Annotated in this window: 27 protein-coding genes and 1 pseudogene; 9 read left to right on the top strand and 19 right to left on the bottom strand. The window is 66.3% G+C overall.

Annotated features, from left to right (window positions below; translation table 11 throughout):
• Positions 1-6: 6 nt before the first annotated feature.
• Positions 7-2,400, top strand: a complete 2,394-nt coding sequence (locus EET10_RS14690) for a phosphoketolase family protein (protein WP_122502252.1) — start codon at positions 7-9, stop codon at positions 2,398-2,400.
• Positions 2,401-2,437: 37 nt separating this feature from the next.
• Here the strand turns inward: EET10_RS14690 and EET10_RS14685 are convergent, their stop codons facing one another.
• Complete coding sequence (locus tag EET10_RS14685; protein WP_246013636.1) at positions 2,438-3,109, bottom strand: TetR/AcrR family transcriptional regulator; 672 nt, start codon at positions 3,107-3,109, stop codon at positions 2,438-2,440.
• A 48-nt stretch (positions 3,110-3,157) separates the two neighbouring features.
• On the opposite strand from EET10_RS14685, the gene EET10_RS14680 reads away from it, so the two are divergent.
• From EET10_RS14680 to EET10_RS14655, 5 genes are all read left to right on the top strand, one after another.
• The gene (locus tag EET10_RS14680) at positions 3,158-4,021 is read left to right on the top strand and encodes a pyridoxamine 5'-phosphate oxidase family protein (RefSeq protein ID WP_051490504.1); all 864 of its coding nucleotides are present in this window, start codon (positions 3,158-3,160) and stop codon (positions 4,019-4,021) included.
• Between the two features lie 235 nt (positions 4,022-4,256).
• Positions 4,257-4,592: a hemerythrin domain-containing protein gene (locus EET10_RS14670; protein WP_122502251.1), complete on the top strand. Its 336-nt coding sequence runs from the start codon at positions 4,257-4,259 to the stop codon at positions 4,590-4,592.
• A gap of 42 nt (positions 4,593-4,634) precedes the next feature.
• Positions 4,635-5,405: an SRPBCC family protein gene (locus tag EET10_RS14665; RefSeq protein ID WP_136624736.1), complete on the top strand. Its 771-nt coding sequence runs from the start codon at positions 4,635-4,637 to the stop codon at positions 5,403-5,405.
• A 78-nt stretch (positions 5,406-5,483) separates the two neighbouring features.
• Positions 5,484-6,158 (top strand): MOSC domain-containing protein, encoded by a 675-nt coding sequence (locus tag EET10_RS14660; RefSeq protein ID WP_036403427.1) that lies wholly within the window; start codon positions 5,484-5,486, stop codon positions 6,156-6,158.
• Between the two features lie 178 nt (positions 6,159-6,336).
• A complete protein-coding gene (locus EET10_RS14655; protein ID WP_036403429.1) occupies positions 6,337-7,050 on the top strand; it encodes a CPBP family intramembrane glutamic endopeptidase in 714 nt (237 codons plus the stop codon).
• A gap of 6 nt (positions 7,051-7,056) precedes the next feature.
• On the opposite strand, the gene EET10_RS14650 is transcribed toward EET10_RS14655, so the two are convergent.
• The 12 genes and pseudogenes from EET10_RS14650 to modA form a co-directional block, all read right to left on the bottom strand.
• Complete coding sequence (locus EET10_RS14650) at positions 7,057-8,085, bottom strand: zinc-binding alcohol dehydrogenase family protein (RefSeq protein WP_036403431.1); 1,029 nt, start codon at positions 8,083-8,085, stop codon at positions 7,057-7,059.
• A gap of 48 nt (positions 8,086-8,133) precedes the next feature.
• Positions 8,134-8,433 carry a GlsB/YeaQ/YmgE family stress response membrane protein gene (locus EET10_RS14645; protein WP_036403008.1) on the bottom strand — a complete coding sequence of 100 codons (300 nt, stop codon included), beginning with the start codon at positions 8,431-8,433 and terminating at the stop codon, positions 8,134-8,136.
• 175 nt (positions 8,434-8,608) lie between these two features.
• A complete protein-coding gene (locus tag EET10_RS14640) occupies positions 8,609-9,628 on the bottom strand; it encodes an alanine and proline-rich secreted protein Apa (RefSeq protein WP_063467866.1) in 1,020 nt (339 codons plus the stop codon).
• Between the two features lie 100 nt (positions 9,629-9,728).
• On the bottom strand, positions 9,729-10,826 hold the full coding sequence (locus EET10_RS14635) for a sulfate/molybdate ABC transporter ATP-binding protein (protein WP_036403011.1): 1,098 nt from the start codon (positions 10,824-10,826) through the stop codon (positions 9,729-9,731).
• 353 nt (positions 10,827-11,179) lie between these two features.
• A complete protein-coding gene (locus tag EET10_RS14630) occupies positions 11,180-11,725 on the bottom strand; it encodes a hypothetical protein (RefSeq protein ID WP_136622948.1) in 546 nt (181 codons plus the stop codon).
• Between the two features lie 223 nt (positions 11,726-11,948).
• Positions 11,949-12,137 (bottom strand): annotated as a pseudogene (locus EET10_RS14625) (serine/threonine protein kinase); the annotation flags it as partial.
• Between the two features lie 109 nt (positions 12,138-12,246).
• A complete protein-coding gene (locus EET10_RS14620; protein ID WP_122502249.1) occupies positions 12,247-12,507 on the bottom strand; it encodes a hypothetical protein in 261 nt (86 codons plus the stop codon).
• A complete protein-coding gene (locus tag EET10_RS14615; RefSeq protein WP_136622947.1) occupies positions 12,504-12,926 on the bottom strand; it encodes a hypothetical protein in 423 nt (140 codons plus the stop codon). The genes EET10_RS14620 and EET10_RS14615 overlap by 4 nt, the downstream gene beginning before the upstream one ends.
• A 45-nt stretch (positions 12,927-12,971) precedes the next feature.
• Positions 12,972-13,748 carry a protein kinase domain-containing protein gene (locus EET10_RS14610; protein ID WP_281280109.1) on the bottom strand — a complete coding sequence of 259 codons (777 nt, stop codon included), beginning with the start codon at positions 13,746-13,748 and terminating at the stop codon, positions 12,972-12,974.
• Complete coding sequence (locus EET10_RS31665; protein WP_281280031.1) at positions 13,696-14,181, bottom strand: protein kinase domain-containing protein; 486 nt, start codon at positions 14,179-14,181, stop codon at positions 13,696-13,698. Before EET10_RS31665 ends, EET10_RS14610 begins: the two co-directional genes overlap by 53 nt.
• Before the next feature lie 88 nt (positions 14,182-14,269).
• Positions 14,270-15,070, bottom strand: a complete 801-nt coding sequence (locus EET10_RS14605; protein WP_063467864.1) for an ABC transporter permease — start codon at positions 15,068-15,070, stop codon at positions 14,270-14,272.
• 9 nt (positions 15,071-15,079) lie between these two features.
• Complete coding sequence (modA, locus tag EET10_RS14600; protein WP_122502248.1) at positions 15,080-15,859, bottom strand: molybdate ABC transporter substrate-binding protein; 780 nt, start codon at positions 15,857-15,859, stop codon at positions 15,080-15,082.
• 233 nt (positions 15,860-16,092) lie between these two features.
• Between modA and EET10_RS14595 the strand changes: the two genes are divergently transcribed.
• The 3 genes from EET10_RS14595 (at position 16,093) to EET10_RS14585 (ending at position 19,243) form a co-directional block, all read left to right on the top strand.
• On the top strand, positions 16,093-16,770 hold the full coding sequence (locus EET10_RS14595) for an SDR family oxidoreductase (protein WP_036403021.1): 678 nt from the start codon (positions 16,093-16,095) through the stop codon (positions 16,768-16,770).
• A 40-nt stretch (positions 16,771-16,810) separates the two neighbouring features.
• Entirely contained in the window at positions 16,811-17,734 is a 924-nt protein-coding gene (locus EET10_RS14590) for an LLM class F420-dependent oxidoreductase (RefSeq protein WP_036403024.1), read from the top strand.
• 123 nt (positions 17,735-17,857) lie between these two features.
• Positions 17,858-19,243 carry an NAD(P)/FAD-dependent oxidoreductase gene (locus EET10_RS14585; protein ID WP_063467863.1) on the top strand — a complete coding sequence of 462 codons (1,386 nt, stop codon included), beginning with the start codon at positions 17,858-17,860 and terminating at the stop codon, positions 19,241-19,243.
• On the opposite strand, the gene EET10_RS14580 is transcribed toward EET10_RS14585, so the two are convergent.
• From EET10_RS14580 to EET10_RS14555, 6 genes are read right to left on the bottom strand one after another with little or no spacing between them, the layout of a single operon-like run.
• Positions 19,149-19,883 carry an urease accessory protein UreD gene (locus EET10_RS14580; RefSeq protein WP_082273260.1) on the bottom strand — a complete coding sequence of 245 codons (735 nt, stop codon included), beginning with the start codon at positions 19,881-19,883 and terminating at the stop codon, positions 19,149-19,151. The two genes, EET10_RS14585 and EET10_RS14580, sit on opposite strands and share 95 nt — an antisense overlap.
• A complete protein-coding gene (ureG, locus tag EET10_RS14575; RefSeq protein ID WP_063467861.1) occupies positions 19,873-20,544 on the bottom strand; it encodes an urease accessory protein UreG in 672 nt (223 codons plus the stop codon). The genes EET10_RS14580 and ureG overlap by 11 nt, the downstream gene beginning before the upstream one ends.
• A 10-nt stretch (positions 20,545-20,554) precedes the next feature.
• The gene (locus tag EET10_RS14570) at positions 20,555-21,190 is read right to left on the bottom strand and encodes an urease accessory protein UreF (RefSeq protein WP_036403031.1); all 636 of its coding nucleotides are present in this window, start codon (positions 21,188-21,190) and stop codon (positions 20,555-20,557) included.
• A gap of 20 nt (positions 21,191-21,210) precedes the next feature.
• Positions 21,211-22,932 carry an urease subunit alpha gene (locus EET10_RS14565; protein ID WP_036403034.1) on the bottom strand — a complete coding sequence of 574 codons (1,722 nt, stop codon included), beginning with the start codon at positions 22,930-22,932 and terminating at the stop codon, positions 21,211-21,213.
• Positions 22,929-23,243 carry an urease subunit beta gene (locus tag EET10_RS14560; protein ID WP_036403037.1) on the bottom strand — a complete coding sequence of 105 codons (315 nt, stop codon included), beginning with the start codon at positions 23,241-23,243 and terminating at the stop codon, positions 22,929-22,931. The genes EET10_RS14565 and EET10_RS14560 overlap by 4 nt, the downstream gene beginning before the upstream one ends.
• Positions 23,240-23,542, bottom strand: coding sequence for an urease subunit gamma (locus EET10_RS14555; protein WP_036403040.1), 303 nt, complete (start codon positions 23,540-23,542; stop codon positions 23,240-23,242). Before EET10_RS14555 ends, EET10_RS14560 begins: the two co-directional genes overlap by 4 nt.
• Between the last annotated feature and the right edge of the window lie 45 nt (positions 23,543-23,587).

Here is a 23,587-nt window from a genome sequence, read left to right as displayed (position 1 = left end):
GGCCCGGTGAGCCCTGAAACCCCAACAGCCGCGACCCTTTCCGACGACGAACTGGCCCGCATCGACGCGTATTGGCGTGCCGCCAACTACCTATCAGTCGGCCAGATCTACCTGCTGGACAACCCGCTGCTGGCCGAGCCGCTGTCAGCCGAGGACGTCAAACCCCGGCTGCTGGGACATTGGGGCACCACGCCGGGGCTCAACCTCGTCTATGCCCACCTGAACCGGGTAATCCGTAACCGCGACGCCAACGTCATCTACGTCGCCGGCCCGGGGCACGGCGGCCCCGGCTTGGTCGCCAACGCCTACCTCGAAGGCACCTACAGCGAGGTGTACACGGGCATTGAGGAAGACACCGACGGATTGCGGCGGCTGTTTCGGCAGTTCTCCTCCCCCGGCGGCATCCCCAGCCATGTCGCGGCCCAGACCCCCGGGTCCATCCATGAGGGGGGCGAACTCGGGTATGCGATGGTGCATGCCTTCGGCGCGGCTTTCGACAACCCCGATCTGGTGGTCGCCTGCGTGGTCGGTGATGGCGAAGCCGAAACCGGACCGTTGGCCGCCAGCTGGCATTCCAACAAATTCCTCAACCCCGCGATCGACGGCGCGGTGTTGCCGATCTTGCACCTCAACGGATACAAAATCGCCAATCCGACTGTGCTGGCCCGCATTCCGCATGACGAGCTCGATTCGTTGTTGCGGGGCTACGGATACCGGCCGATCACGGTTTCCGGGGACGACCCGCTCAAGGTGCACCGGCAGCTGGCAGCTGCGCTCGACGACGCATTCGACGACATCGCGGCCATCCAGCACGCCGCCCGCACCGGCGCGACTTCCGGTCGGCCAGTGTGGCCGATGATCGTGCTGCGCACCCCCAAGGGCTGGACCGGGCCGAAGGTGGTCGACGGCAAAAAGGTCGAGGGCACCTGGCGCTCGCATCAGGTTCCGCTCGCCGATACCCACGACAGCGCCGAACGTCGCAGCCAGCTTGACGAGTGGCTGCGCAGCTACCGGCCTGAGGAGTTGTTCGACGCCCAGGGCCGGCTGCGGGCGGAGTTGCGGGCGCTGGCGCCCACCGGGGACCGGCGGATGAGCGCCAACCCGCACGCCAACGGCGGGCTGCTGCTGCGGGACCTGGATCTGCCCGACTTCCGCGACTACGCGGTTCCGGTGGCACGTCCGGCCTGCGAAATCCACGAGGCCACCCGGGTGCTCGGTACGTATCTGCGAGACGTGATCCGACGCAATCCGGATCGGTTCCGACTGATGGGTCCCGACGAAACCGCCTCAAACCGGCTCGGCGCAGTGTTCGAGGCCACCGGCCGCACGTGGCTGTCCGAGACCACCGCCGAAGACGACCATCTGGCCGCGGACGGCCGGGTGATGGAGGTGCTTTCCGAGCATCTGTGTCAAGGCTGGTTGGAGGGCTATCTGCTGACCGGCCGTCACGGCATGTTCGACTGCTACGAGGCCTTCGTGCACATTGTCGACTCGATGTTCAACCAGCACACGAAATGGCTGTCGACCAGCCGGGAACTGCCATGGCGGCGACCGATCGCGTCGCTGAACTACCTGCTGAGCTCCCATGTGTGGCGCCAGGACCACAACGGCGCATCGCATCAAGATCCCGGGTTCATCGACCTGGTGGCCAACAAGCGTCCCGAGGTGGTACGGGTCTATCTGCCCCCGGACGCCAACACCTTGCTGTCGGTCGCCGACCACTGCCTGCGCAGCCGTGACTATGTCAACGTCATTGTCGCCGGCAAACAACCAGCGCTGTCCTATCTCACGATGGACGAGGCCGTCGCGCACTGCACTCGCGGGCTCGGCATCTGGCAGTGGGCAAGCACGGCGACCGGTGAGCCCGACGTGGTGCTTGCCTGCGCGGGAGACATCCCGACGCTCGAGACGCTGGCTGCCGCCGACATTCTCCGGCGGGAATTGCCCGAGTTGGGCGTGCGGGTGGTCAACGTCGTCGACATCATGCGGCTGCAACCGGAGTCCGAGCATCCACATGGTTTGCCGGACAAGGAATTTGATGCATTGTTCACGCGCGACAAGCCGGTCATCTTCGCCTACCACGGTTATCCGTGGTTGATCCACCGGCTCGCGTATCGCCGCGTCAATCATCCACGTATTCATGTGCGCGGGTTCAAAGAGCGGGGTACCACCACGACACCGTTCGACATGGTGATGCTCAACGACCTGGATCGCTTCCATCTGGTCATGGATGTCATCGACCGCGTGGACGGGCTGGCCGGTCGAGCCGCCGTGCTGCGCCAGCGCATGGCCGATGCTCGGCTCGGGGCGCGGCAGTACACCCGTGAGCACGGCGAGGACGACCCCCGGATCGCCGGATGGGCCTGGGAGTCGAGCGGGCGGAACGAACGCAGTGAGTGACGGGAAAGAGACGACCCATCCCGCTCAGTGGCGCGGGTCAGTCGCTGAAGAGTTCCGGCCGCAGGAGCAGCTGCGGCAACGCCTGGGCGAGCCATTTCTGGTAGCGATCCGGTGACCAACCCATGTCGGCGGTGAGCATCGAATAGGTTTGCGGCAACGTCATTGTCGCCATCACGTCGGCGGCTTGCTTCTTGGAGAGGCCACGGCGCAGGGCGGTTCGCCAATACTTCTCGATCGCCGCAGCGCAATCGGAACGCAGCGCGAGGATCAGACTGGTGCGCAGCTGCTGTAGGGCGGGGTCGGCTGATGTCGCCTGCTCCATCACCCGGATCAGTGGCGCTACCCGCGCATTGATGGTGTGGATGAAATGGGCGACGGCGACAAATTGCTGAGGTTCCTGCGGGCTGGCCTCCTCGATAAGGCTCAGCACCCGGTCCACCACAGGGACATCTTCGTAGTCGCCGACGACGGCGACGTCGATCGCGCGGGCCAGCACACCGGCCTTGGAGCCGAATGTCGCGTAGATGGTCGGTGCTGACACCTCGGCCGCGGCGGCGATCTGGTCAATGGAGGTGGCGCCGAACCCCTGCTCGACGAACAGGCTGGCCGCCGCCTCAATCACTCTGCGCTGTCGGGCCTCGGCGTCGGCGCGGCGACGACTGCTGTCGTACTTGCGCCGCGGTGAGGGCCGGGAACTCGTTGACACCATTGCACCGAAAGTCCTTATAGTTAACTCTATTCAATAGAATGAACGCTATTGAATTATACGCTGGAGGTTGCGGTGGTATCCATACTTGACACCCGGGTCGCCTTGGACTGGTCCACCATTGGCGACCAGGCGGCCGCGTTCATCACTACGGAGTACGCCTCGCTGGACCGCGGCGGCGCGCCCATCACCTGGCCGGTCACGCCTTACGTGGGTGGAAACGGGCGCAGCGTCGATGTGACTACTGGCCTCACCTACCCGCTCAAGGCGGAGCGGGCCCGGCGCAATCCCAAAGTGTCGCTGTCATTTTCGCAACCACGGGGCTCCCGGCTCGTCGATCCGGCGACGTTCGTGATCCATGGCCGGGCCACCGTCCGCGACGCCGACCTGAGGGCCGATTCAGCTCGCTATCTGGCGGAAGTCGCCGCGCACCTACCGGAAGCCTTCGACAGCATCCCCACCGTGATGCTGCGCCGGATGGCGTGGTACTGGGCCCGCATCCGGATCGAAGTCACCCCGGTTCGGGTGCTGTGGTGGCGGGGCGGGGATCTTGATCAGCCGCCGCAACTGTGGGAGCCGCAGACCCTGCCCACGGTGGCGCCGTCGGATCCCGCACCGGTTGGACGCGGCGCCGGATCCTGGAACACCCGCGCGGCGGCGGACTGGAGGATGCGGATGCGCGGTGCACTCGACCGGCTGGGCCTGCCGGTGCTGACCAGCGTCACACCCGACGGCTGGCCGCTGCCGCTGCGCGTGCGGAACGCCGAGCAGATCCCCGGCGGCTTCCGGATGCGCCCGCCCGCCGGCATCGACATCGTCGACGGGCCGGCCTGCCTGACGTTCCACACCCACGGGCCCGCCTTCGAAAGCCAGGACAATGCGTGCTTGGGTGGGGCACTGCCGCAATGTCGGTGAACACATCGAATTCGACGTCGAGCGAGCGCTCAACGACTTCATCATTCCGGCCAATCCGCTGCGGCGCGCGGTGCACCTGATGTCGGCGAGTCGGCGACTGAAGCGGCGGCTGGACTCCGAGGCGCGGCGACGTGGGCAGCACGTTCCCCCGATTCGACGAACTCGGCTTCTATAAGAGCAAGCGAAGCTAGAAGGAAAGCCCGATGAGAGCCGTCGCTCAGCAGCGGATACCCGGATGATGGGCATCGTCCACAGTGCGCTGCGGCCCGACATCGCCCGGGCGCAGTTGGCGCTGACCCGGTGGCCCTACCCCGACCGCAGCCAGCGCGCGGCTGTCGCCGAGCACCTGGTGTGGATGACGAAGTTCCTGCACCGCCACCATCGCGTCGAAGATGAAGGCCTTTATCCCCTGGTGCGGCAACGAGTCTCACAGGCGGCAGGCCTTCTCGACGCAATGGACGCCGACCATCACGCACTGATTCCGGCGATCGAACAGCTCACCGATAGCGCCCGGCGCTATGCCGCGGACCCGTCGGTCCGTCTGGATCTGGCTACCGCGCTGAACGTGTAGGCCGCTGCGCTGCTGCCGCACTTGCAGCGCGAGGAACTCGAAATGATGCCGGTCGTGTCGGCGGCGCTGACGCAGGCCGAGCGGGATGCCATCGAACAGGTCCATGCCGTCAAGCCGCTGAAGCCAACCGAGCTTGCTTTCACCGCATTGTGGCTGTGCGATGACGCCAGCGATGAGGACCGTGCGATAGTCCGATCGCTGGTCCCCAAGCCGGTCGCGCGGGCGATCGAGATCTTTGCCACCCCTGGCTACCAGCGCTACGCATGGCGCCTTTGGCATCTGGCGCAGCACACTCGGCTGCGCCAGAAACTCAATGGACAACTCAGCGTCGATATTCCCGCCCCGATCGAGGCGGTGTGGCAACTGGTCGCCGATCCGCTTCGGGTTCCGGAGTGGAGCCACGAGTGTCGGCGGGTGCGATTTCTGGATGGCGCGACCTCGGCGGGACCCGGCCGGCGATTTCGTGGGACCAACCGCAGCGGCCGTTATCGATGGACGCGTAGCTGCACAATCTTCACCTACGACGAGCCCAGAGAGTTCGGCTACCTCACCTCAGGAGGTCCCGGCGATGCAACCGCCTGGCACTTCCGGTTGGAGCCCACCCCGGCGGGCACCCGGCTAATCCAGTCCTTCCAAGGCGTCTCGATGCCGCTATGGTTCTCGCGTTTGGTTGCACTGCTGATACCCGAGCACGACGACCGCACCGAGGCGCTGTGCGCTGACCTGGTGCGGTTGGCTGCGATTGCCGAAGCGGAGCACTGCGCGCCGTCGATCGGATGCGCCGGACTGGTCGGTCCATCGCTTCGGTCTTGACCAACCGTCAGGGCCCGAAACCAGACGACCGGGTGCAGTGTCTGCCCGCCACTAGCGCCGCAGCGCTAGCCTGTGCGGGTGGCGCATGTCGTGTCGGTGAACGTTGCCCGTGCCCGAGCAAACCCTGATCCCCGCGCATTGTCCAAGGTGACAGGCATCGACAAGGTGGCGGTAACCGAGCCGGTCATGGTCAGAGCGCCGGGCCCGATGCACGGTGGTATGGGCAGCGGGCTGGTCGGCGACATCATCGGCAATCAGAAATTCCATGGCGGCGACGACCAGGCCGTTTACGCGTATGCGCGAGAAGACCTGGACGGCTGGGAATCTCGACTCCAGCGCACGCTCAGCAGCGGAATATTCGGCGAGAATCTGACTACCGTGGGCATCGATGTGACCGGCGCACGGATCGGTGACCGATGGCACGTCGGCACGGACGGTTTGGTGCTGGAAGTATCCGCGCCCCGGACGCCATGCCGGACGTTTTCGGCATTCCTGGAATTGCGCCATTGGATCAACACCTTCACTCAAGCAGGGAAACCCGGGGCCTACTTGCGGGTGATATCGCCCGGAACAGTTCGGGCCGGTGACGCAATCACGATCGACCGCCGCTCCGATCATGACGTGACCATCGGTCTCGTCTTCCGCGCCCGAATGTCGGAACCTGAGCTGCTGCCCCAGCTATTGGTAGCCGACGCGCTCTCAGCCGAACTTCTGGCCTACGCGCGCCGCAGGCTGACGGCGAACGACGGGTGACCCGCGCTGCGGCCCCGAGCCAGTGGACGATTGCATCGACACTTGATGACACTTGATCGGGTCTGCGCTGCCGAAGAGAGCGGGCATTCGGCGGCGCGCGGGTAGACTCGCGACGATGCGTGACCCAGCCCCGGACCAAGCCGCCGCCAGCGCTCAGCACGACGCGCTGGCATTGTCGATGCCGAAACTTGAGCGGTTGCGGATCCACGTCGATATCGCCGTCGTCGTCGTGGTGCTGGTGCTGACCAACCTGGTGGCGCACTTCACCACACCGTGGGCCAGCATCGCGACCGTCCCGGCCGCCGCCGTCGGTCTGCTGATCCTCGTCCGATGGCGTGGGCTTGGCTGGACCGAATTGGGTCTGGGTCGACAGCACTGGAGATCCGGTTTGGGGTATGCGCTGGCTGCCGTGGCCGTGGTGGTGTCGGTGATCGCGGTCGGCGTGCTGGTGCCGGTGACTCGACCGATGTTCCTGAACAACCGCTACGCGACTGTCTCGGGCGCGCTGATCGCCTCGATGCTCGTCATCCCGCTGCAAACCGTCATTCCCGAGGAGCTGGCGTTCCGCGGTGTCCTGCACGGTGCGCTGAATCGTGCCTGGGGATTTCGGGGCGTCGCGATGGTGGGCTCGCTGCTCTTCGGCCTTTGGCATGTTGCCACGTCATTGGGACTGACCAGCACCAATGTCGGCTTCACGCGGCTGTTTGGCGGCGGGATCGCCGGGATGCTGGCCGGGGTGACGTTGGCGGTGTTGGCTACCGGCGCGGTGGGCTTCGTGTTCAGCTGGCTGCGCCGGCGTAGCGGCAGCCTGCTCGCGCCGATAGCCCTGCATTGGTCGCTGAACGGATTGGGCGCGCTGGCCGCCGCCGTAGTCTGGCACCTGACCACCTGAACCCGGTTAGATCAACAGGACGGCTGCACCCGCGATGCGCCCGGAGCTGAGGTCGCTGAGCGCGCGATCAGCTTGTCCCAACGGGTATTCCGGAGTGGTGACCTGGATGTGATGGTGCGCTGCGAAGTCGAGAAACGCGCGCGCGTCGGCCCGCGTGTTCGAAGTGACCGACCGGATCTGGCGCTCCTGGAATAGGTGCCGCTGGTAGTTCAGGGCCGGGATATCGCTGAGGTGGATGCCGGCGATCGCCAAGGTACCGCCTCGGTCCAGAGCCTCGCAGGCGGGCAGCACCAGGTCACCGACCGGCGCGAACAAGATCGCCGCGTCGAGCGGCACCGGGGGCGGGTCGGCGGCACCTTGGGCCGAGGCGGCGCCGAGTTCGAGCGCCAGCCGGCGCGCTTGCGCTCCGCGGGTCATCACGTGGACCTCGGCGCCCTGGGCCAGCGCGACCTGAGCGGTGATATGGGCGCTGCCGCCGAAGCCGTAAAGACCCAGCCGACCGCCGGGCGGCAGCTCCGCCCGCAACAGTGAGCGGTATCCGATGATGCCGGCACACAGTAGCGGCGCAAGCTCGCTGTCGCTGTAGCCGCTGGGCAGGTGGTGCGCGAAAGCCGCTGGAACCGTGGTGAATTCGGCGTATCCGCCGTCGGCGTCCCAGCCGGTGTAGCGCGACTTCGGACACAGATTCTCGTCGCCCCTAAGGCAGTACTTGCACACCCCGCAGGTGTGGCGTAACCACGCGATACCAACCCGGTCCCCGACCTGGAACTCGTCGCCGGCATCGGCGCTCACCTCGATGACCTCCCCTACCACCTCATGTCCGGGAGTCACCCGTTGGCGGTGCACGGGAAGATCGCCCTCGGCGACATGCAGATCGGTCCGGCAAACCCCGCACGTGTGCACCGCCACGAGCAGCTCACCCGGTCCCGGTCGCGGCATTTCGGTGCTGACCCGCTCGAGCGGGCTGCTGTCCAGCGGGCCGGGCCGGCGTATCTGCCAGGCCGTCATCGTCGGGGCGCTCGCCGCTGCGGACATCACCTCATCATGCCGCAATCCGGCACGGCCGCAACGGGTTAGCTGCTGTTAACGCTTTTGCACCATCCCGACTAGCCAGAGCAGGATCACCGAGCCGAGAATCGCGGTGAACAGGGTGAACCACCAGCCGCCGGCTGCCGTGTCGACGAAGAAGCTCAGCAGGAAGCCGCCGATCAGCGCTCCTACGACGCCGATGACGATGTTCATCAAGATCCCGGATCCTGACCCTTTGACAATCTTGCCCGCGATCCAGCCCGCGATCGCGCCGATGATGATGTAGCCGATCCAGCCGACGCTGGTCAGCGTCGTCGAACGGGCCAGAAACTCGGTTGCTGCCATGACACCCATCGGGATCTCCTTGTCATCACCGGCTCATCACCGGCTGATCACCGGCTGATCACTGGTCAGGCCCAACTCGACTGCTGGACCGTGATCTCGGTATACCCGGTTCGCGCGCCGATGGGAATGGTCGCCTCCGCGGCGCCCGGCCAAGCGGGGCGGATATGCGCTTCGCGACGGCCGGTTACGCCGGTTGTGTCCGCTGCGGTGTCGGCGTGAGGGTGGGCGTCACTCCCGCAGCCGGAGCCTGGACCGGAGCGGGGACGGGCGCCGGTGCAGGCGCGCCCGGTTGTGTCGCCGGCTCGCCCGGGGCCGGTTCCGGTGGCGGTGGTGTCCAGGGACGGATCGACTCGGCAAGAGCTTTAGCCGCGCCCTTGTCGACCGGGTTATTCGAGGTACCCAGCCACACCACAAACCAGCGCTGCGGAGGTCCGGCATTGGGCGTACTGCCGGCAGGTGTACCGATCACGCCGGTCCAGATCTGGCCGTTCGGCTTGGCCGGATCGCTGAATTTGACTTCGTAGTAGGACGCACTTCCGGACACCCCGTTGGCGTTGAGCGGAACCGTTTCCTGGTTGATTCGGGTGCCCGGGTACGGCATAAAGAACTCACCCATGTCCGACCCCAACCGCACCGCGGCCTTGGGATTGGTGGTTTCGGCACTGGCGTAGAGCCGTTGGTCGAGGCGGCCCAGCACGATACGCGTGTCGTTGGCCACCGGCGGTGCCTGCCCGGGCATGGGTGGCTCCCCGGTTGCCTTGCTGAGCAGCGCCGACCCGTAGTCGAGGTGAGAAGCGTCGGACTCGACCCAGCCCGGCGGCAGGATGAAGCTGAATCCGCCGACCGCATTAGTCATCCGGGCGGGTTCGGGTGCATTCGGGTCGGCAGCGGGTGGGGGCGGTGCGTTGGGGTCCGCCGGTGGCGGTGCGGCATTCGGATCCCCGCCCGGCTGTGCCGCAGGCGTGCTGGTGGTTCCCGGTGGCGGTGTCGCCGGAGCGGTCGCCGGTGCTGGTGCCGGTGCCGCCGCGGTGGTCGACGGTGGCGCGACCGCTGTCGTGGTGGCCGGCGCGGGCGCCGGCTCCGGGTCGGCGCCGGAGGTCGCCGGCAGCGCGATGGTGAGCGCGCCGGCACTGCTTACGGTGGCGATCGCCAGCGTTGCCCACAGTCCGTTGCGACGTCTCGTGTTGGAGTCCACCTGATGCATGGCGACGAACCTACCGTGTTGTTGCCGTGAAGCAAGGATGGCCTGCCGGTGTCGACGCTGTTCGTCTTTGGCGGCTGCGACAATGTCCTGGCGTGTGTGCCTATCGGTGAGGTGCCGGATGCAGCATCACTTCATGAGCCTTGATGCTGTACCACACCCGCGTTCCGGGGGTCAGCCGCAACTCTGCGGCGGCGTCGACGGTGATACTGGCGGCCAGGCCCGGGGCGCCATCGGGCTGATCGCGGCCACGGACCAGGACCGCGGATCCGCGAGTCTGCACCTCTGCCACGGTTACTTCGACCGTATTGCGGGGGCTACCGTGCGGCTGTTCGAGGTGTACCGCCACCGCCGACGGCGCGAACACGGCCACCACGTCGTGCCCGTGGGTGAGATCTTGGGCCGGGATCCCGTGCCAGCGAGCGCCGGCCGGTGTGTGTAGCGCGCCGTCAGCGCCCATGGCCCCGCTGACGAGGTTGATACCGGCAACGCGCGCCCCGAAGTGACTGCGGGGCGCGGCGAGCACATCGGCCACCGGACCGATTTCGGAGATCTGCCCGGACTCGAGCACCATCACCCGATCGGCCAGCGTCAGCACGTCCAACAGGTCATGGGTCACCAGGACGACAGCGCAGCCGGTGTCGGTGACCACGCTTTGCAGCACCGTGCGTATCGCCGCGGCGGCAGTCACATCCAAGCCGGTCAACGGCTCGTCGAGCAGCAGTACCTCGGGTTCGGCCGCAAGGGCACGGGCGATGGCGACCCGCTGCGCTTGACCACCGGATAGCTGTCGCGGCTTGCGGTCAGCAAACTGCGCGGCGTCCACTTCAGTCAACCAGCGCAGTGCGGCCGCCCGCCGCCGGGAACGACCGAACCGGAATGTCCCGCGACGGCTGAGCGGCCCGAACATCACGTTGGCGGCGACGCTCAGATGCGGAAACAGCAGCGGCTTCTGCAGGAGCAGCCCGACCCGGCGGTCGTGCGTCGCCACATCGATTCCGGCGGCGGTGTCTGTCAACACCCGGTCCCCGAGGCGCACCAGACCGGAATCGGGACGTATCAGCCCGGCAATGACATGAAGGGTGGTTGATTTGCCCGCACCGTTGGGACCGAGGATAGCCAGCACCTCGCCCGGCGACACCGAGAAATCCAGGTCCAGCCGGCGGCCGGTCATGGCGGCGCGAAGTTGCAACCCGCTCACGATCGGCCATCTCGCGTGAGGGCGGTGCTAGCTGCCGGGACACAGATTCGGCACTGCAAGCACCGTCCCCCACAGTTGCCAGGCATGGATCACACCGTAGGCGACGATTTCCCTGCCCCGGCAGCGCGGAGCGGCGCTCGCCGCGATGAGGGCAGCATCGGCCAGTCGCATGGGCCGTTGTCGCGAACTGCAGGCGGCCGCGCCGGGCCCGCCGCCCGCCCTCGCCCACATTGCCCTAGCGGCTGTGGTTGGTCGGGTGAGCACAGCGCTAGTGGCAATTTCGGCGGGATAAGGCCCGGCGATCCGGCTCAGTTGTAGAACGTCACGCAGCGGCCCACCGACGGGGCCGGGCGCTAATCGCCGGTGCGCACGAGTGTTTCATCAAAGTCGACATTCGTTGCGCAGGAGCCCGACTGCTGATGATGACCGTGACCGCTGAGCCGGGTGATCGGATCCTGCGTCGGTTGCGGCAGCGGATACTGCCCGGTGGTTTTCACATAGAGGCCGATGCAGCCCGGGAAGTTCCCGTCTTGTTCGAGGTCCAAGGTCCAGCTGCCGTCCTCGAATACCAGTGGTGTGTCGCTGGTTGGTGAGTAGAAGTAGCTCATGCATTGATCGCCGCTGCGCAGACAGCTGGTGGTGACGTCTTCGTCTGCCTGCTGTTGCGGGAGAGTGCTGCTGAAGTTTCGCGTGATGTGATAGCGGCCGTGCAGCGCTTCGGCGGGAGATACCACTCGTGCCGGCAGCGAGGCCGGGTCGGGAAGGCTGTTGACGTCGACGTCGCCGGTGCGGGTGAACGTCACGGTTCGCTTCTCGGCGCAGGAATTGCTGGCAGCACCGCGATATTCGACGGTGAAGGTGCCGCCGGGACCGGGCTGCAGAGTGAACGCTTCCCACATTCGTGAGGCCGAATCTCGGCACTTTACTGATCCGATCGTTACGGCCACCCAGCGACCGTCGACTTCGTCGAACACCATGGTCGACGCGAGCTTGATTTCGCCGTTGAGGCGTGATGCGGTGGCGACGCAGCCGGCGGACCGGCATACCGAGCGGGCGGCATAGGTGGCCGTCGTCTGCTTCGCGCCGTCAGCGGGGGCCTCGGCGAGTTTGGTGGCCGGACCGAACTGGACCCTCCCCCATGAACCGAGCCCGATACTCCGGGTCGTTCGTCAGATCCGCGGGCAGCACCTTGAGCGCATCCTCGCGCGGCAACCGCGGATGTTGTGCCAGATACACCTGGCCCATTCCGCCCCCGCCGAGCACGCGAAGAATCGTGTATCCCACGAACACCTCGCCGGCCTCAAGCGACATGGCCAAATCGCAGATAAGTCAACGAGGTTGAACCGCCGATTGGTGTCGGTCGCACGTGATGACGACCACGTTGCTCACCGGTATTCGCGCAACGGGCCGGCATATGGCGCTATTCGCCAGTGCGAGTGAATGTTTCGTCGAAATCCACATTGGCGGCGCAGGACCCGGTCTGTTCCTGATTACCGTGCCCGGTCAGTGTGGTAATGGGATCTTGTGGTGGGTGGGGCAGCGGATACTGTCCCGCTTTTTCAAGTGCATCGCGGTGTTTCGGCCCGGGCACACCAATGTCGGACTCGGTGTTCAGTGTCCAGTTGCCGTCACCGAATACCAGCGGTTCCACCGCACCCGACGGTGCGTGGAAGAAGCTCATGCACCGATCGCCGGTACGCAGACAGCGGGTGGTGACCGCATAGTCCGTCTGTTGCGTGATACCCCGGCCCCGGAAGGTCCGTTGTTCGCGTGGTAGCTGCCGCGCAGCGCCTCGGCCGGGGACACCACCCGCGGCGGCAAGGTGGCCGGGTCGGGAAGACTGTTGAGGTCGACGTCCCCGATGCGGGTGAACGTCACGGTGTGCTTGCCCACACAATCATTGCTGGTCATGGCGGCGAATTCGCCGGTGAAGCTGCCGCCGGGGCCCGGCTGCAGCGTGAACACCTCCCAGATCTCGGCGGGAGCTCCTTGGCACTTGTCGGAGCCGATGGCTACGCCCAGCCACTGCCCGTCGATCTGGTCGAGCACCATTGTCGGCGCGAACGTCGTTTCGCCGCCCAGATGCGACGCGGTTGCCACACACACCCCGCCGACCCGCACACCGAACGGACCGCGTAGCTGTCGCTAGACGGCGGGCCACTGGGGCCCGGACCATCGGCGAACGTCGTGCCCTTGCCGAAGTCGGCCCGCTAGACACCGGTGAACGGACCCGTGTTGGGTGCCGCGGACGGACGGGGTACCGGTCGTCCCATGGGACTCAGTGGCGGCCGGCTTGTCAGACCGGGTGAGTTTGACCGCCGCGAAAACACCTCCGGCGATCAGCAACAGGATGCTCACCAGGGCGCCCACCAAGAGACCCCGACGTTGACTCAATCGCTTGCGGTTGGTTGACGCGCGCGGATAGGCGGGCACGGTGCGGTCGATCGCCGGCTGGGTGTCTTGAGTGTCGGCCCGTAGCGGAATCTCATCGGCGTACGCGAAATCCGGGCTCAGTTGCCGCCTCAGTTGGGCGGCGAACTGCGCACAGCTGCCAAACCGGTCGGCAGGATTCTTGGCCATCGCTTTGGCGAACACCGAATCCAGTGCGGCCAATTCGGGGCGGTAAGCGCTGATCGGAGGCGGTGAGGCGCTGATGTGTTGGCTGATCACCACCGCCGGGTTGGCGTCGCTATACGGTGGCACGCCGGCCAAGAGGTTGAACGCGGTGCAGGCCAACGCATATTGATCGGCACGCCCGTCAACCGGATCGCCTTTCAGTTGCTCGGGCGCAATGTAGGCCATGGTGCCCACCGTGACGTCGGTCGCGGTCAGGCCCGTCGCGTCATCGACGCGCCGCGCAAGGCCGAAATCAGCAAGAAAAACCCGGCTCGCCTGTCCCCCATCGGGTTCGGTCAGCAAGATGTTTGCCGGTTTGACATCGCGGTGAAATAACCCGCGATGATGCGCATAGTCGAGCGCCGAGCGCCGAGCCGACCGCAGTGATGATCGGTGCCGCCGCATCGAGCGGCATTTCGCCCGGGTACTGCTGACGCAGCAATTGAGCAACATCGGTGCCCGCTACATATTCCATTGAGATCCACAGGCGGCCCTCACATTCACCGCGGTCATGAATCCTGACGATATTCCGATGATGCAAACTGGCGGCCAGGTCAGCCTCACGCTCAAATCGCGCGCGGTACTCGGGATCGCCGGTCAATTCTGCCGGCGGTATTTTCACCGCTTCCTCGCGCGGCAACCGCGGATGCGCCGCCACATACACTTGGCCCATTCCGCCCGTACCCAGCGCCCGCAGGAACGTGTATCCCGCGAAGACCTGACCCACCTCTACCGACATGGCCAAATCGTGGATCCCGTCACTAGGTGGCACACCCGATTCGGAATTGCCGGAATCGCTCGCATTCACCAAGTCCGGTCACGGTTGTTCAGGACTTTCCGGCCGTTTGTCCCGCCAGCCGTCGAGTGCCCAGACCCAGCACGACCAGTCCCGCCACCGCCACCAGAAGAAGCGACAATGCCACCGCGGCGTCCGGATCGTTCACCCGCTGCAGGTAGATCTCCAGCGGAAGGGTCCGGGTGACCCCCTCGCGGGAGCCGGCAAACGTCAACGTGGCCCCGAACTCCCCCAGCGACCGGGCGAACGCCAGCACCGCTCCCGACACCATGCCCGGCAGCACCAGCGGCAGCGTCACCCGCCACCAGATCGTGCTGGGTCGAGCCCCCAGTGTCGCCGCCACAACCTCGTAGTCGGCTCCCGCCGTGCGCGCCGCCCCTTCCAGCGATATCACCAGGAACGGCAGCGAGACGAAGGTCTGCGCCAGCACCACCGCCGTCGTGCTGAACGCGATGCTGATGCCAGCGGCCTCCAGATAGTGCCCGATCAGCCCGAGCCGGCCGAACGCGTAAAGCAGCGCGATGCCCCCCACCACCGGCGGCAGCACGAGCGGCAGCAGGATCAGCGGCCGCAGCAACCGCACCAGCCGCGCCCGGCTGCGGGCCAACACCAGCGCCATCGGCACCCCCAGCAGAACGCACAGCACGGTGCTCGCCGCTGCCGTTTTGAGGCTGAGTACCAGGGCGGTCCTGGACGAGGTGCTGGCGATCAGCGACCAGAAGTTGGGCCAATCGACCTTGAGGGCAATCGCAATCAGTGGTAGCACCACGAAGACCGCCCCCGCGGCGGCGGGGACGTACACCCAGCGGGGCAGATCGGCAGGCCGGCGCACAGCAGCTCGTCAGGGCTTGGCGAACCCCGACCGATCCAGGATCTGCCGCCCTGTCTTGGCCGTCACCAGGGCCACGAACTTCCGCGCCAGCTCAGGCTGGGGCGCCTTTCTCAGCACCACGATGGGATACACATTTACCGCGCCACTGGCCTCGGGAAACTTGACCGTGGCCACTTTGTCGCCGGCGTTCACTGCGTCGGTGGCATAGACCAGCCCGGCATCGGCCTGTCCGGTCGCGACCTTGTTGAGAACGTCGGTCACGCTGAGCTCTTCGCTGACCGGCCGCAGCTGGATTCCGGTGGCGTCCTCGATGCGCCGGGTAGCCGATCCACACGGAACCGGCTGCTGGCAGATCACCACGCCGAGTCCCGGCCCGGCCAGGTCGGCGAATGATCCGATCCGTTTCGGATTTCCCGGCGCGGTGACGATGACCAGCGTGTTGGAGGCAAAGTTGGCCGGATCTGCGGCCACCAAGCCGGCCTTGGCCACGGTGTCCATCTGGGCGGTATCCGCCGAGGCGAAGACGTCGGCAGTCGCGCCCTGGGTCAGTTGTGTCGCCAGCTCGGAGGAACCGGCGAAGTCGAAGTCGACTCCAGCGCCGGGGTTGTCTTTGCGGAACTGCTCACCGATCTGGGTGAACGCGGACTTCAGTGATGCCGCCGCGAACACCGCTATCGATCGCGAGTCCGGGGCCCGTTGTGCGTGCGAACTGCACGCCACCACGCTCCCGACCAGCCCCCAGATCAGCAGCCTCGATACCAAACCGCCCAGCATCCCGATCCGGCGCATTGATCAAACGTAGCAGCCGGGCCATCACCCACGGCCGGCCAAAAGCGCTCCCGAACAGGCCGCCACAGTTATGAAATTCGTCTGCGCGTCGCAGCTTCGCGGAGTTTCGCCGAATAGCTACTGTCCAGTAACATGTACCGGGATTGAGGCCATAACATGCCGAGGTCCCAGGCAAGGCTCCCGTGGCGGGCGAACTTCCAGGGTCTGGGTTCAATGGTGAACACGAGGAGGTCATGGCAGTGGAGGTGCTGGTCACCGGCGGCGACACGGATCTGGGGCGTACGGTTGCCGCGGGTTTTCGCGACGACGGTCACAAAGTGACGCTGGTCGGTGCCCGACGCGACGACCTGGAGGTTGTCGCCAAGGAACTCGAGGTGGACGCGATTGCTTGCGACACCACCAACCCGGCGAGCCTGACCGAGGTCCGCAGTTTATTCCCCCATCACCTGGACACCATCGTCAACGTGCCGGCGCAGTCCTGGGACGCCGGTGATCCGCGGACCTACTCGCTGTCGGATACCGCCGCGGCGTGGCGCAACGCGCTCGATGCGACGGTGCTCTCGGCGGTACTGACCGTGCAATGTGTGGGTGACCATCTGCGCTCCGGTGGTTCCATCATCGGCGTCGTGGCGGAAAACCCGTCCGCGGGCAGCGCCGACGCAGCGGTCAAAGCTGCGCTATCGAATTGGATCGCGGGGCAGGCCGAGGTTTACGGCACCCGCGGCATCACCATCAACGCTGTCGCGTGCGGCCGTAGCGTCCAGCCCGGATATGAGGGTCTTTCCCGCACACCGGCTCCGGTTGCAGCCGAGATCGCCCGGTTGGCGCTGTTTCTGACCACCCCCGCGGCACGCCACATCACCGGCCAGACACTGCACGTGAGCCACGGCGCGCTGGCGCACTTCGCCTGAGCCTGTTGGGTTACCCACGCCGATCGCTACGGTAGATGCCGTGGCTATCAGGCTCGGCTTTCAGATCCCCAACTTCTCCTACGGCACCGGCGTCGAAAAGCTGTTTCCGTCGGTCATCGCCCAAGCGCGCGAGGCCGAAGCTGCCGGCTACGACTCGCTTTTTCTGATGGACCACTTCTATCAGCTGCCCATGCTCGGGACGCCCGACCAGCCCATGTTGGAGGCGTACACCGCCCTGGGCGCGCTGGCCACCGCGACCGAGCGGCTGCAACTGGGCACCCTGGTGACCGGTAATACCTACCGCAACCCGGCCTTGCTGGCCAAGACCATCACCACACTGGACGTGGTCAGTGCCGGCCGGGCGATTCTCGGCATCGGCGCCGGCTGGTTTGAACTCGAGCACCGCCAGCTCGGATTCGAGTTCGGCACCGTCACCGACCGATTCGAGCGGCTCGAGGAGGCGCTGCAGATTCTGGACCCGATGATCAAAGGCGAGCGCCCGACCCTCTCGGGAAAGTGGTACACCACCGAATCGGCCATGGCCGAGCCGCGTTACCGGGACCGCATCCCGATCCTGGTCGGCGGCGGCGGGGAAAAGAAGACGTTCGCGATCGCCGCCCGCTATGCCGACCATCTCAACATCGTCGCGGCGCTTGACGAATTGCCCCGCAAGATGGATGCTGTCGCGGCTCGCTGCGAGGAAGCCGGTCGAGACCCCGCCACGCTGGAGACCAGTCTGATGCTGACCGTGGTGATCGACGAAAAGGCCAAGTCTGATCAGCTGCCCGCGGAGACCAGCCGACGCATGGTTATCGGCAGTCCGGCGCGAATCGCCGACCAGGTCCAGGCCAAGGTGCTCGACGCCGGCGTCGACGGGGTGATCATCAACCTCTCCGCCCACGGTTTTAGCCCCGGCTTGATCACCACCGCCGCCGAAACGCTGCGCCCGCTGCTCGGCCCATAGCCCTACAGGTGCGGGTGTGGTTGATTACACACGCACGCGCTTGGGTATTTGGGGGTCGGCTTGACTACCGTAGTAGCTAACTGCGGTTCACCGGTCAAGGAGACCCCTCAGGAGTAGCGGAACATGAGCACCCAGCCCGATCCCACAGCTGAAACACGTCGTCGGCATCGGGTCGTGATCATCGGATCTGGGTTCGGCGGCCTCAATGCGGCAAAGAAGCTCAAGCGTGCCGACGTCGACATCAAGTTGATTGCCCGTACCACTCACCACCTGTTTCAGCCGCTGCTCTATCAGGTTGCGACGGGCATCGTGTCCGAGGGTGACATCGCGCCGCCGACTCGGGTCGTGCTCCGCCGGCAGCGCAACGTCCAGGTGCTGCTGGGGGATGTCACTCATATCGATCTGGCCGGGCAATTCGTCGTGTCCGACTTACTCGGCCACACCTACGAAACCCCGTACGACAGCATGATCGTCGCCGCGGGGGCCGGCCAGTCCTACTTCGGCAACGACCACTTCGCCGAGTTCGCACCGGGCATGAAATCCATCGATGATGCGCTCGAGGTGCGGGGACGGATCTTGAGCGCGTTCGAACAGGCCGAACGGTCCCGCGATCCGGAACGACGGGCCAAGCTGCTGACGTTCACCGTCATCGGCGCCGGCCCCACCGGTGTCGAAATGGCCGGGCAGATCGCTGAATTGGCCAGCCACACGTTGAAGGGTTCGTTCCGGCACATCGATTCGACCAGGGCGCGGGTGATCCTGCTCGACGCCGCCCCGGCCGTGTTGCCGCCATTCGGCGAAAAGCTTGGTCGGCGCGCGGCCGCCCGGCTGGAAAAGATGGGGGTGGAGATCCAGCTGGGGGCCATGGTCACCGACGTCGACCGCAACGGCATCACCGTCAAAGACTCCGACGGCACCGTCCGGCGCATCGAGTCGCAGTGCAAGGTGTGGTCCGCCGGCGTCTCGGCCAGCGCGCTGGGCCGCGATCTCGCCGAGCAGTCGGAGGTCGAACTCGACCGCGCCGGCCGGGTCAAGGTGCTGCCGGATCTGACGATCCCCGGGCACCCGAACGTCTTCGTCATCGGCGATATGGCAGCGGTCGAGGGTGTGCCCGGGGTGGCGCAGGGCGCCATCCAGGGCGCCAAGTACGCGGCCGGCACGATCAAAGCCGAACTCGCCGGGGCCGACCCGACGCAGCGCGAACCCTTCCAGTACTTCGACAAGGGATCCATGGCCACGGTGTCGCGGTTTTCCGCGGTAGCCAAGGTCGGTCCGGTGGAGTTCAGCGGCCTCATCGCCTGGTTCGCCTGGCTGGTGTTGCACTTGGTCTACCTGGTTGGGTTCAAGACCAAGGTCAGTACGCTGCTGTCCTGGACTGTGACCTTCCTGAGCACTCGCCGAGGCCAGCTGACCATTACCGAACAGCAGGCGTTCGCGCGCACCCGGCTTGAGCAGCTGGCGGTCCTGGCGGCCGAGGCGCACCGGCCGGCGGCCCGTCGGGCAAGCTGACCGGTAACCGGTCACCCTGCCAGGTGCTCAGTGTCCCGCCGCCAGCCAACGTCAGGATGGTCGACGCACCGGGTATGTCGGCAGTGCATGGCACTGCGGGATAACGCAGTTCGTTGATAGTCGCCCGTGGTGCCGAAATGACGTCGTCGGCCAGCGATCCGGCGCCCAATTCCACCCGGTGTCGCAGCATCGGGTGGCCATCCCGGTCGGCGCGCAGCGAGCCTGTCCAAAACCCATCGCTTTCACCGTATCTACCGATCTGAACGCGTTCGCGGAAGCGGACCTCGCACCCGTCGTGCAGCCGCAGGGCAACGGTCGACAGGTGCCGGGCCGCGGCGGCGACGACCGTCGGCTCCAGGTCCACATCCAGCGTGCCAGTCACCTCGATATCCCAATGAGCTTGGGACACCGGTGTTTCGGCACCGGGTAATGCCACCGTGCCGGCTGCGCTGCGCAGCCGCAGCCGAGCACCCTGTTCGACGACCACCCGAATGTCGATGATGTCGCCACCGAGCGGGTTTGCGGCCGCCGACACCAGGTATACGGTGTCGGGCGCGGTGCAACGAGCCGTGATGCCACCGCGGGATTGGATGCGCGGCAACCGGTTCCGGGCTGCGACCAGCAGGACCTCAGAGTGCATCAGCCGCTGCCAGTTGGGCACGAACCCAGGCCAGCACCGCGGTGGCGGCCGGGTCCTCGGTCAACGACTGCAGCACCGTCGGCCGGCCGTCGCGAACCGCGTCGGCGTCGCGGGACATGACCTGCAGGTCGGCACCTACCAGCGGGGCCAGATCAGTCTTATTGACTACCAACAGATCCGAGTAGGTGACCCCCGGCCCGCCCTTGCGCGGCACCTTGTCGCCGCCGGCCACATCGACGACGAAGATCTGCACATCCACCAGGCCAGAAGAAAAGGTGGCCGTGAGGTTGTCGCCCCCGGACTCGACCAGGATCAGGTCGAGCGGGTCGTGAGCGGCGATCAAGTCGTCAATCGCATCCAGGTTGGCGGTGATGTCGTCCCGGATCGCGGTGTGCGGGCACCCGCCGGTCTGCACGGCCGCAATCCGGTCGTCGGGCAGCACCGCATGCTTGCGCAGGAAATCGGCGTCCTCGGTGGTGTAGATGTCGTTGGTCAGCACGGCCAGGGACAGCTCGTCGCGCAACTGCCGGCACAGCGCCGCCACGAGCGCGGTCTTGCCGGAGCCGACCGGACCGCCGATGCCGATGCGCAACGGCTCCCCCGGTTGACGGACCCGTCGTGGCCGCGGGTTGGGGGCGTGTGAGTGGGAATGTGTTGGCACGGTTTACCTTTCAGGAGGCGAACAAGGGTCGCTCGCGTTCGGCATGACGTTGCGCCAGCGTGTCGAGCAGCGGATCGGACAAGTCGGCCAGCCCGGCGGTGGCTTCGGCGGCGGTGTGTTCGCACAAGTGCGACAGCCGGAAGGTCAGGACTGCGACGTCGGCGGGATCCAGCGCCAGCAGTCGCTGGGCGGCGGTGGCCGAACCGGTCATGGTGGTGTAGACGATGTGCAGCGCACTGTGCTCAGGGGTCAGCCCGCTGACCGCCCCGATGCGGCCCGCCGCCACCGCCAGATGCGGCCGCAGGCCGAGGTCGTCCCAGCCGGCTTCTGGCCAGACCGCTCGGGCCAACCGAGCCAGCCCACGGCCCTGGCTGCGTGAGGCCTGCCTGGCCGCGGGAGCCGGTGTGCGGGCGTCGGTTTCGCGGTCGGCGTCCGCGGGCTCCAGCTCGCCCCGGTGCACCGCCGCCGCGATCGACGCCGTGACCAGTCCGTGGCTGCGGATCCGCCGGGTCAGGAATGCTCCCAGGGTGCCCAGATCGGTTACCAGGCCGCTGGTGATGGCCTCTTCGATACCACCGGAGTGCACATGAGCACCGGTGGGTAGCCGCGAGTCGGCCAGGGCGAGGAGCACTGCAAGCGAGGTCACCGGAGGGTCACTAAAGGCCACTAGAATAAGAAATACCGTTGCGCCATGGGAAGTTCCGTGGCCGGCTGCTCCTGCCACACCTGCCCGTCGATACGTACGGTGAAGGTGTCGGGATCGATTTCGATGCTGGGCAGCGCGTCGTTGAGGGGCAAGTCGGTCTTGCCGACGGCGCGGACATCGGCCACCGGAACCAGCCGCCGGTTGACGGCGAGTCGATCGGCCAATCCCGCATCGATCGATGCCGGCGCCACGAAGTGCACGGAAGTTGCCGTCGCCGCAGCCGGGGCGGCACCGAACATCGGTCGGGGCAGCACCGGTTGCGGCGTCGGTATCGAGGCGTTGGCGTCACCCATCGCGGCCCAGGCGATCGCGCCGCCCTTGAGTACCAGGTCCGGGCGAACCCCGAAAAATGCGGGCTCCCATAGCACCAGGTCGGCGAGCTTGCCCACCTCGATCGAGCCGACCTCGTGATCCATGCCGTGTGCGACGGCCGGACAGATGGTGTATTTGGCGACGTAGCGACGTGCCCGGTTGTTGTCGGCCGGGCCATCGCCGGGTAGCGCGCCCCGACGGCGCTTCATCACGTGGGCGGTCTGCCAGGTGCGCAGCACCACCTCGCCGATGCGGCCCATGGCCTGGGAGTCACTGCCGATCATCGAGATCGCCCCCATGTCGTGGAGCAGATCTTCGGCGGCCATGGTGGACGGGCGGATCCGGCTTTCGGCAAAGGCCAGATCTTCGGGTACCGAGGGGTTGAGGTGATGACAGACCATCAGCATGTCCAGATGCTCGTCGAGCGTGTTCACCGTGTGCGGACGAGTCGGATTGGTGGAACTGGGCAGCACATTTGGCTGCCCGGCCACTCTCATGATGTCGGGTGCGTGGCCGCCACCGGCGCCCTCGGTGTGGTACGTGTGGATCGAACGGCCGGCTATGGCGGCAATGGTGTTTTCGACGAATCCCATCTCGTTGAGGGTGTCGGTGTGCAGCGCCACCTGAACCCCGGCGGCATCGGCAACGGTTAGGCAGGTGTCGATGGCCGCGGGTGTGGATCCCCAGTCCTCGTGCAATTTGAAACCCGATGCGCCCCCACGCAATTGCTCCCACAACCCCTCGTGGCTGACGGTGTTTCCCTTGCCGAGCAGGGCAAAGTTCACCGGCCACGAATCCAGTGATTCCAGCATCCGGGCCAAATGCCATGCTCCGGGGGTGACGGTAGTGGCCTTGGTGCCTTCGGCCGGCCCGGTTCCGCCGCCGATGATGGTGGTGATGCCGGCGCCGAGCGCTACGGGTATCAGCTGCGGGCAGATCAAGTGCACGTGGCAGTCGATGGCGCCGGCGGTAAGGATGCGTCCGTTGCCGCCGATGACCTCGGTGGAGGGTCCGACGACCAGATCCGGATGGACACCCGACATGGTGTCGGGATTGCCTGCCTTGCCGATCGCGACGACGCGGCCGTCACGAATCCCGATGTCGGCCTTGATGATTCCCCAATAGTCGATAATCACTGCACCGGTGATGATGGTGTCGGGCGCGCCCTCGGCCCGGGTCGCGCGCCCCTGACCCATCGACTCGCGTAAGACCTTGCCGCCACCGAACACTGCCTCGTCGCCGGCCAGTTCCGGCCCACCGCAGCGGTCTTCGCTGATTTCGACCAGTACATCGGTGTCGGCCAGTCTGATCCGGTCACCGGTGGTAGGACCGTACAGTTGCGCGTAGCGCTCCCGGGTCAACCGCATCATGAAGGGTCGAGCCTTCCCGGCGGATCCAGTGTCAGCCCGTGGACCTCTCGCCGCCCGCGCAGCGGAACCAGTCGGACAGTCCGGGAAACGCCCGGCTCGAAGCGGACCGCGGTGGCCGCCGGGATGTCCAACCGGTAACCATGGGCCGCCGCGCGATCGAACGACAGCGCCGCATTGGCCTGCGGAAGATGGACGTGGCTGCCGACCTGTACCGGGCGGTCACCGGTGTTGACGACCTGCATCTCCAGCCGCTGCGCGCCCGCGTTGATGTCGATGTCGCCGGTGCCGTAAAGGATTTCGCCGGGAATCATGTGATCGGGTGATGGACGGTGACCAACTTGGTGCCGTCCGGGAATGTTGCTTCCACTTGCACGTCCTTGATCATCTCCGGTACTCCCTCCATCACGTCGTCGCGGCGTAGCACATCGCAGCCGCTCGCCATCAGTTCGGCAACGGTGCGGCCATCCCGCGCGCCTTCCAGGATGTGGTCGGTGATCACTGCGACGGCTTCGGGGTGATTGAGGCGCAAACCGCGGCCCCGACGGCGGCGGGCCAACTCGGCGGCGTAGGACAACAGAAGTCGCTCTTGCTCATGCGGCGTCAGACGCATGGCCTCCGATCCTGCCATGGGCCCAGCCGTGGTGCGCGGGGGAGC

The sequence above is a fragment of the Mycobacterium pseudokansasii genome, from assembly GCF_900566075.1.
GTDB lineage: Bacteria > Actinomycetota > Actinomycetes > Mycobacteriales > Mycobacteriaceae > Mycobacterium > Mycobacterium pseudokansasii.
The sequence above is the reverse complement of the archived record's forward strand: the minus strand, read 5'-3'. Positions and strand labels throughout refer to the sequence as shown.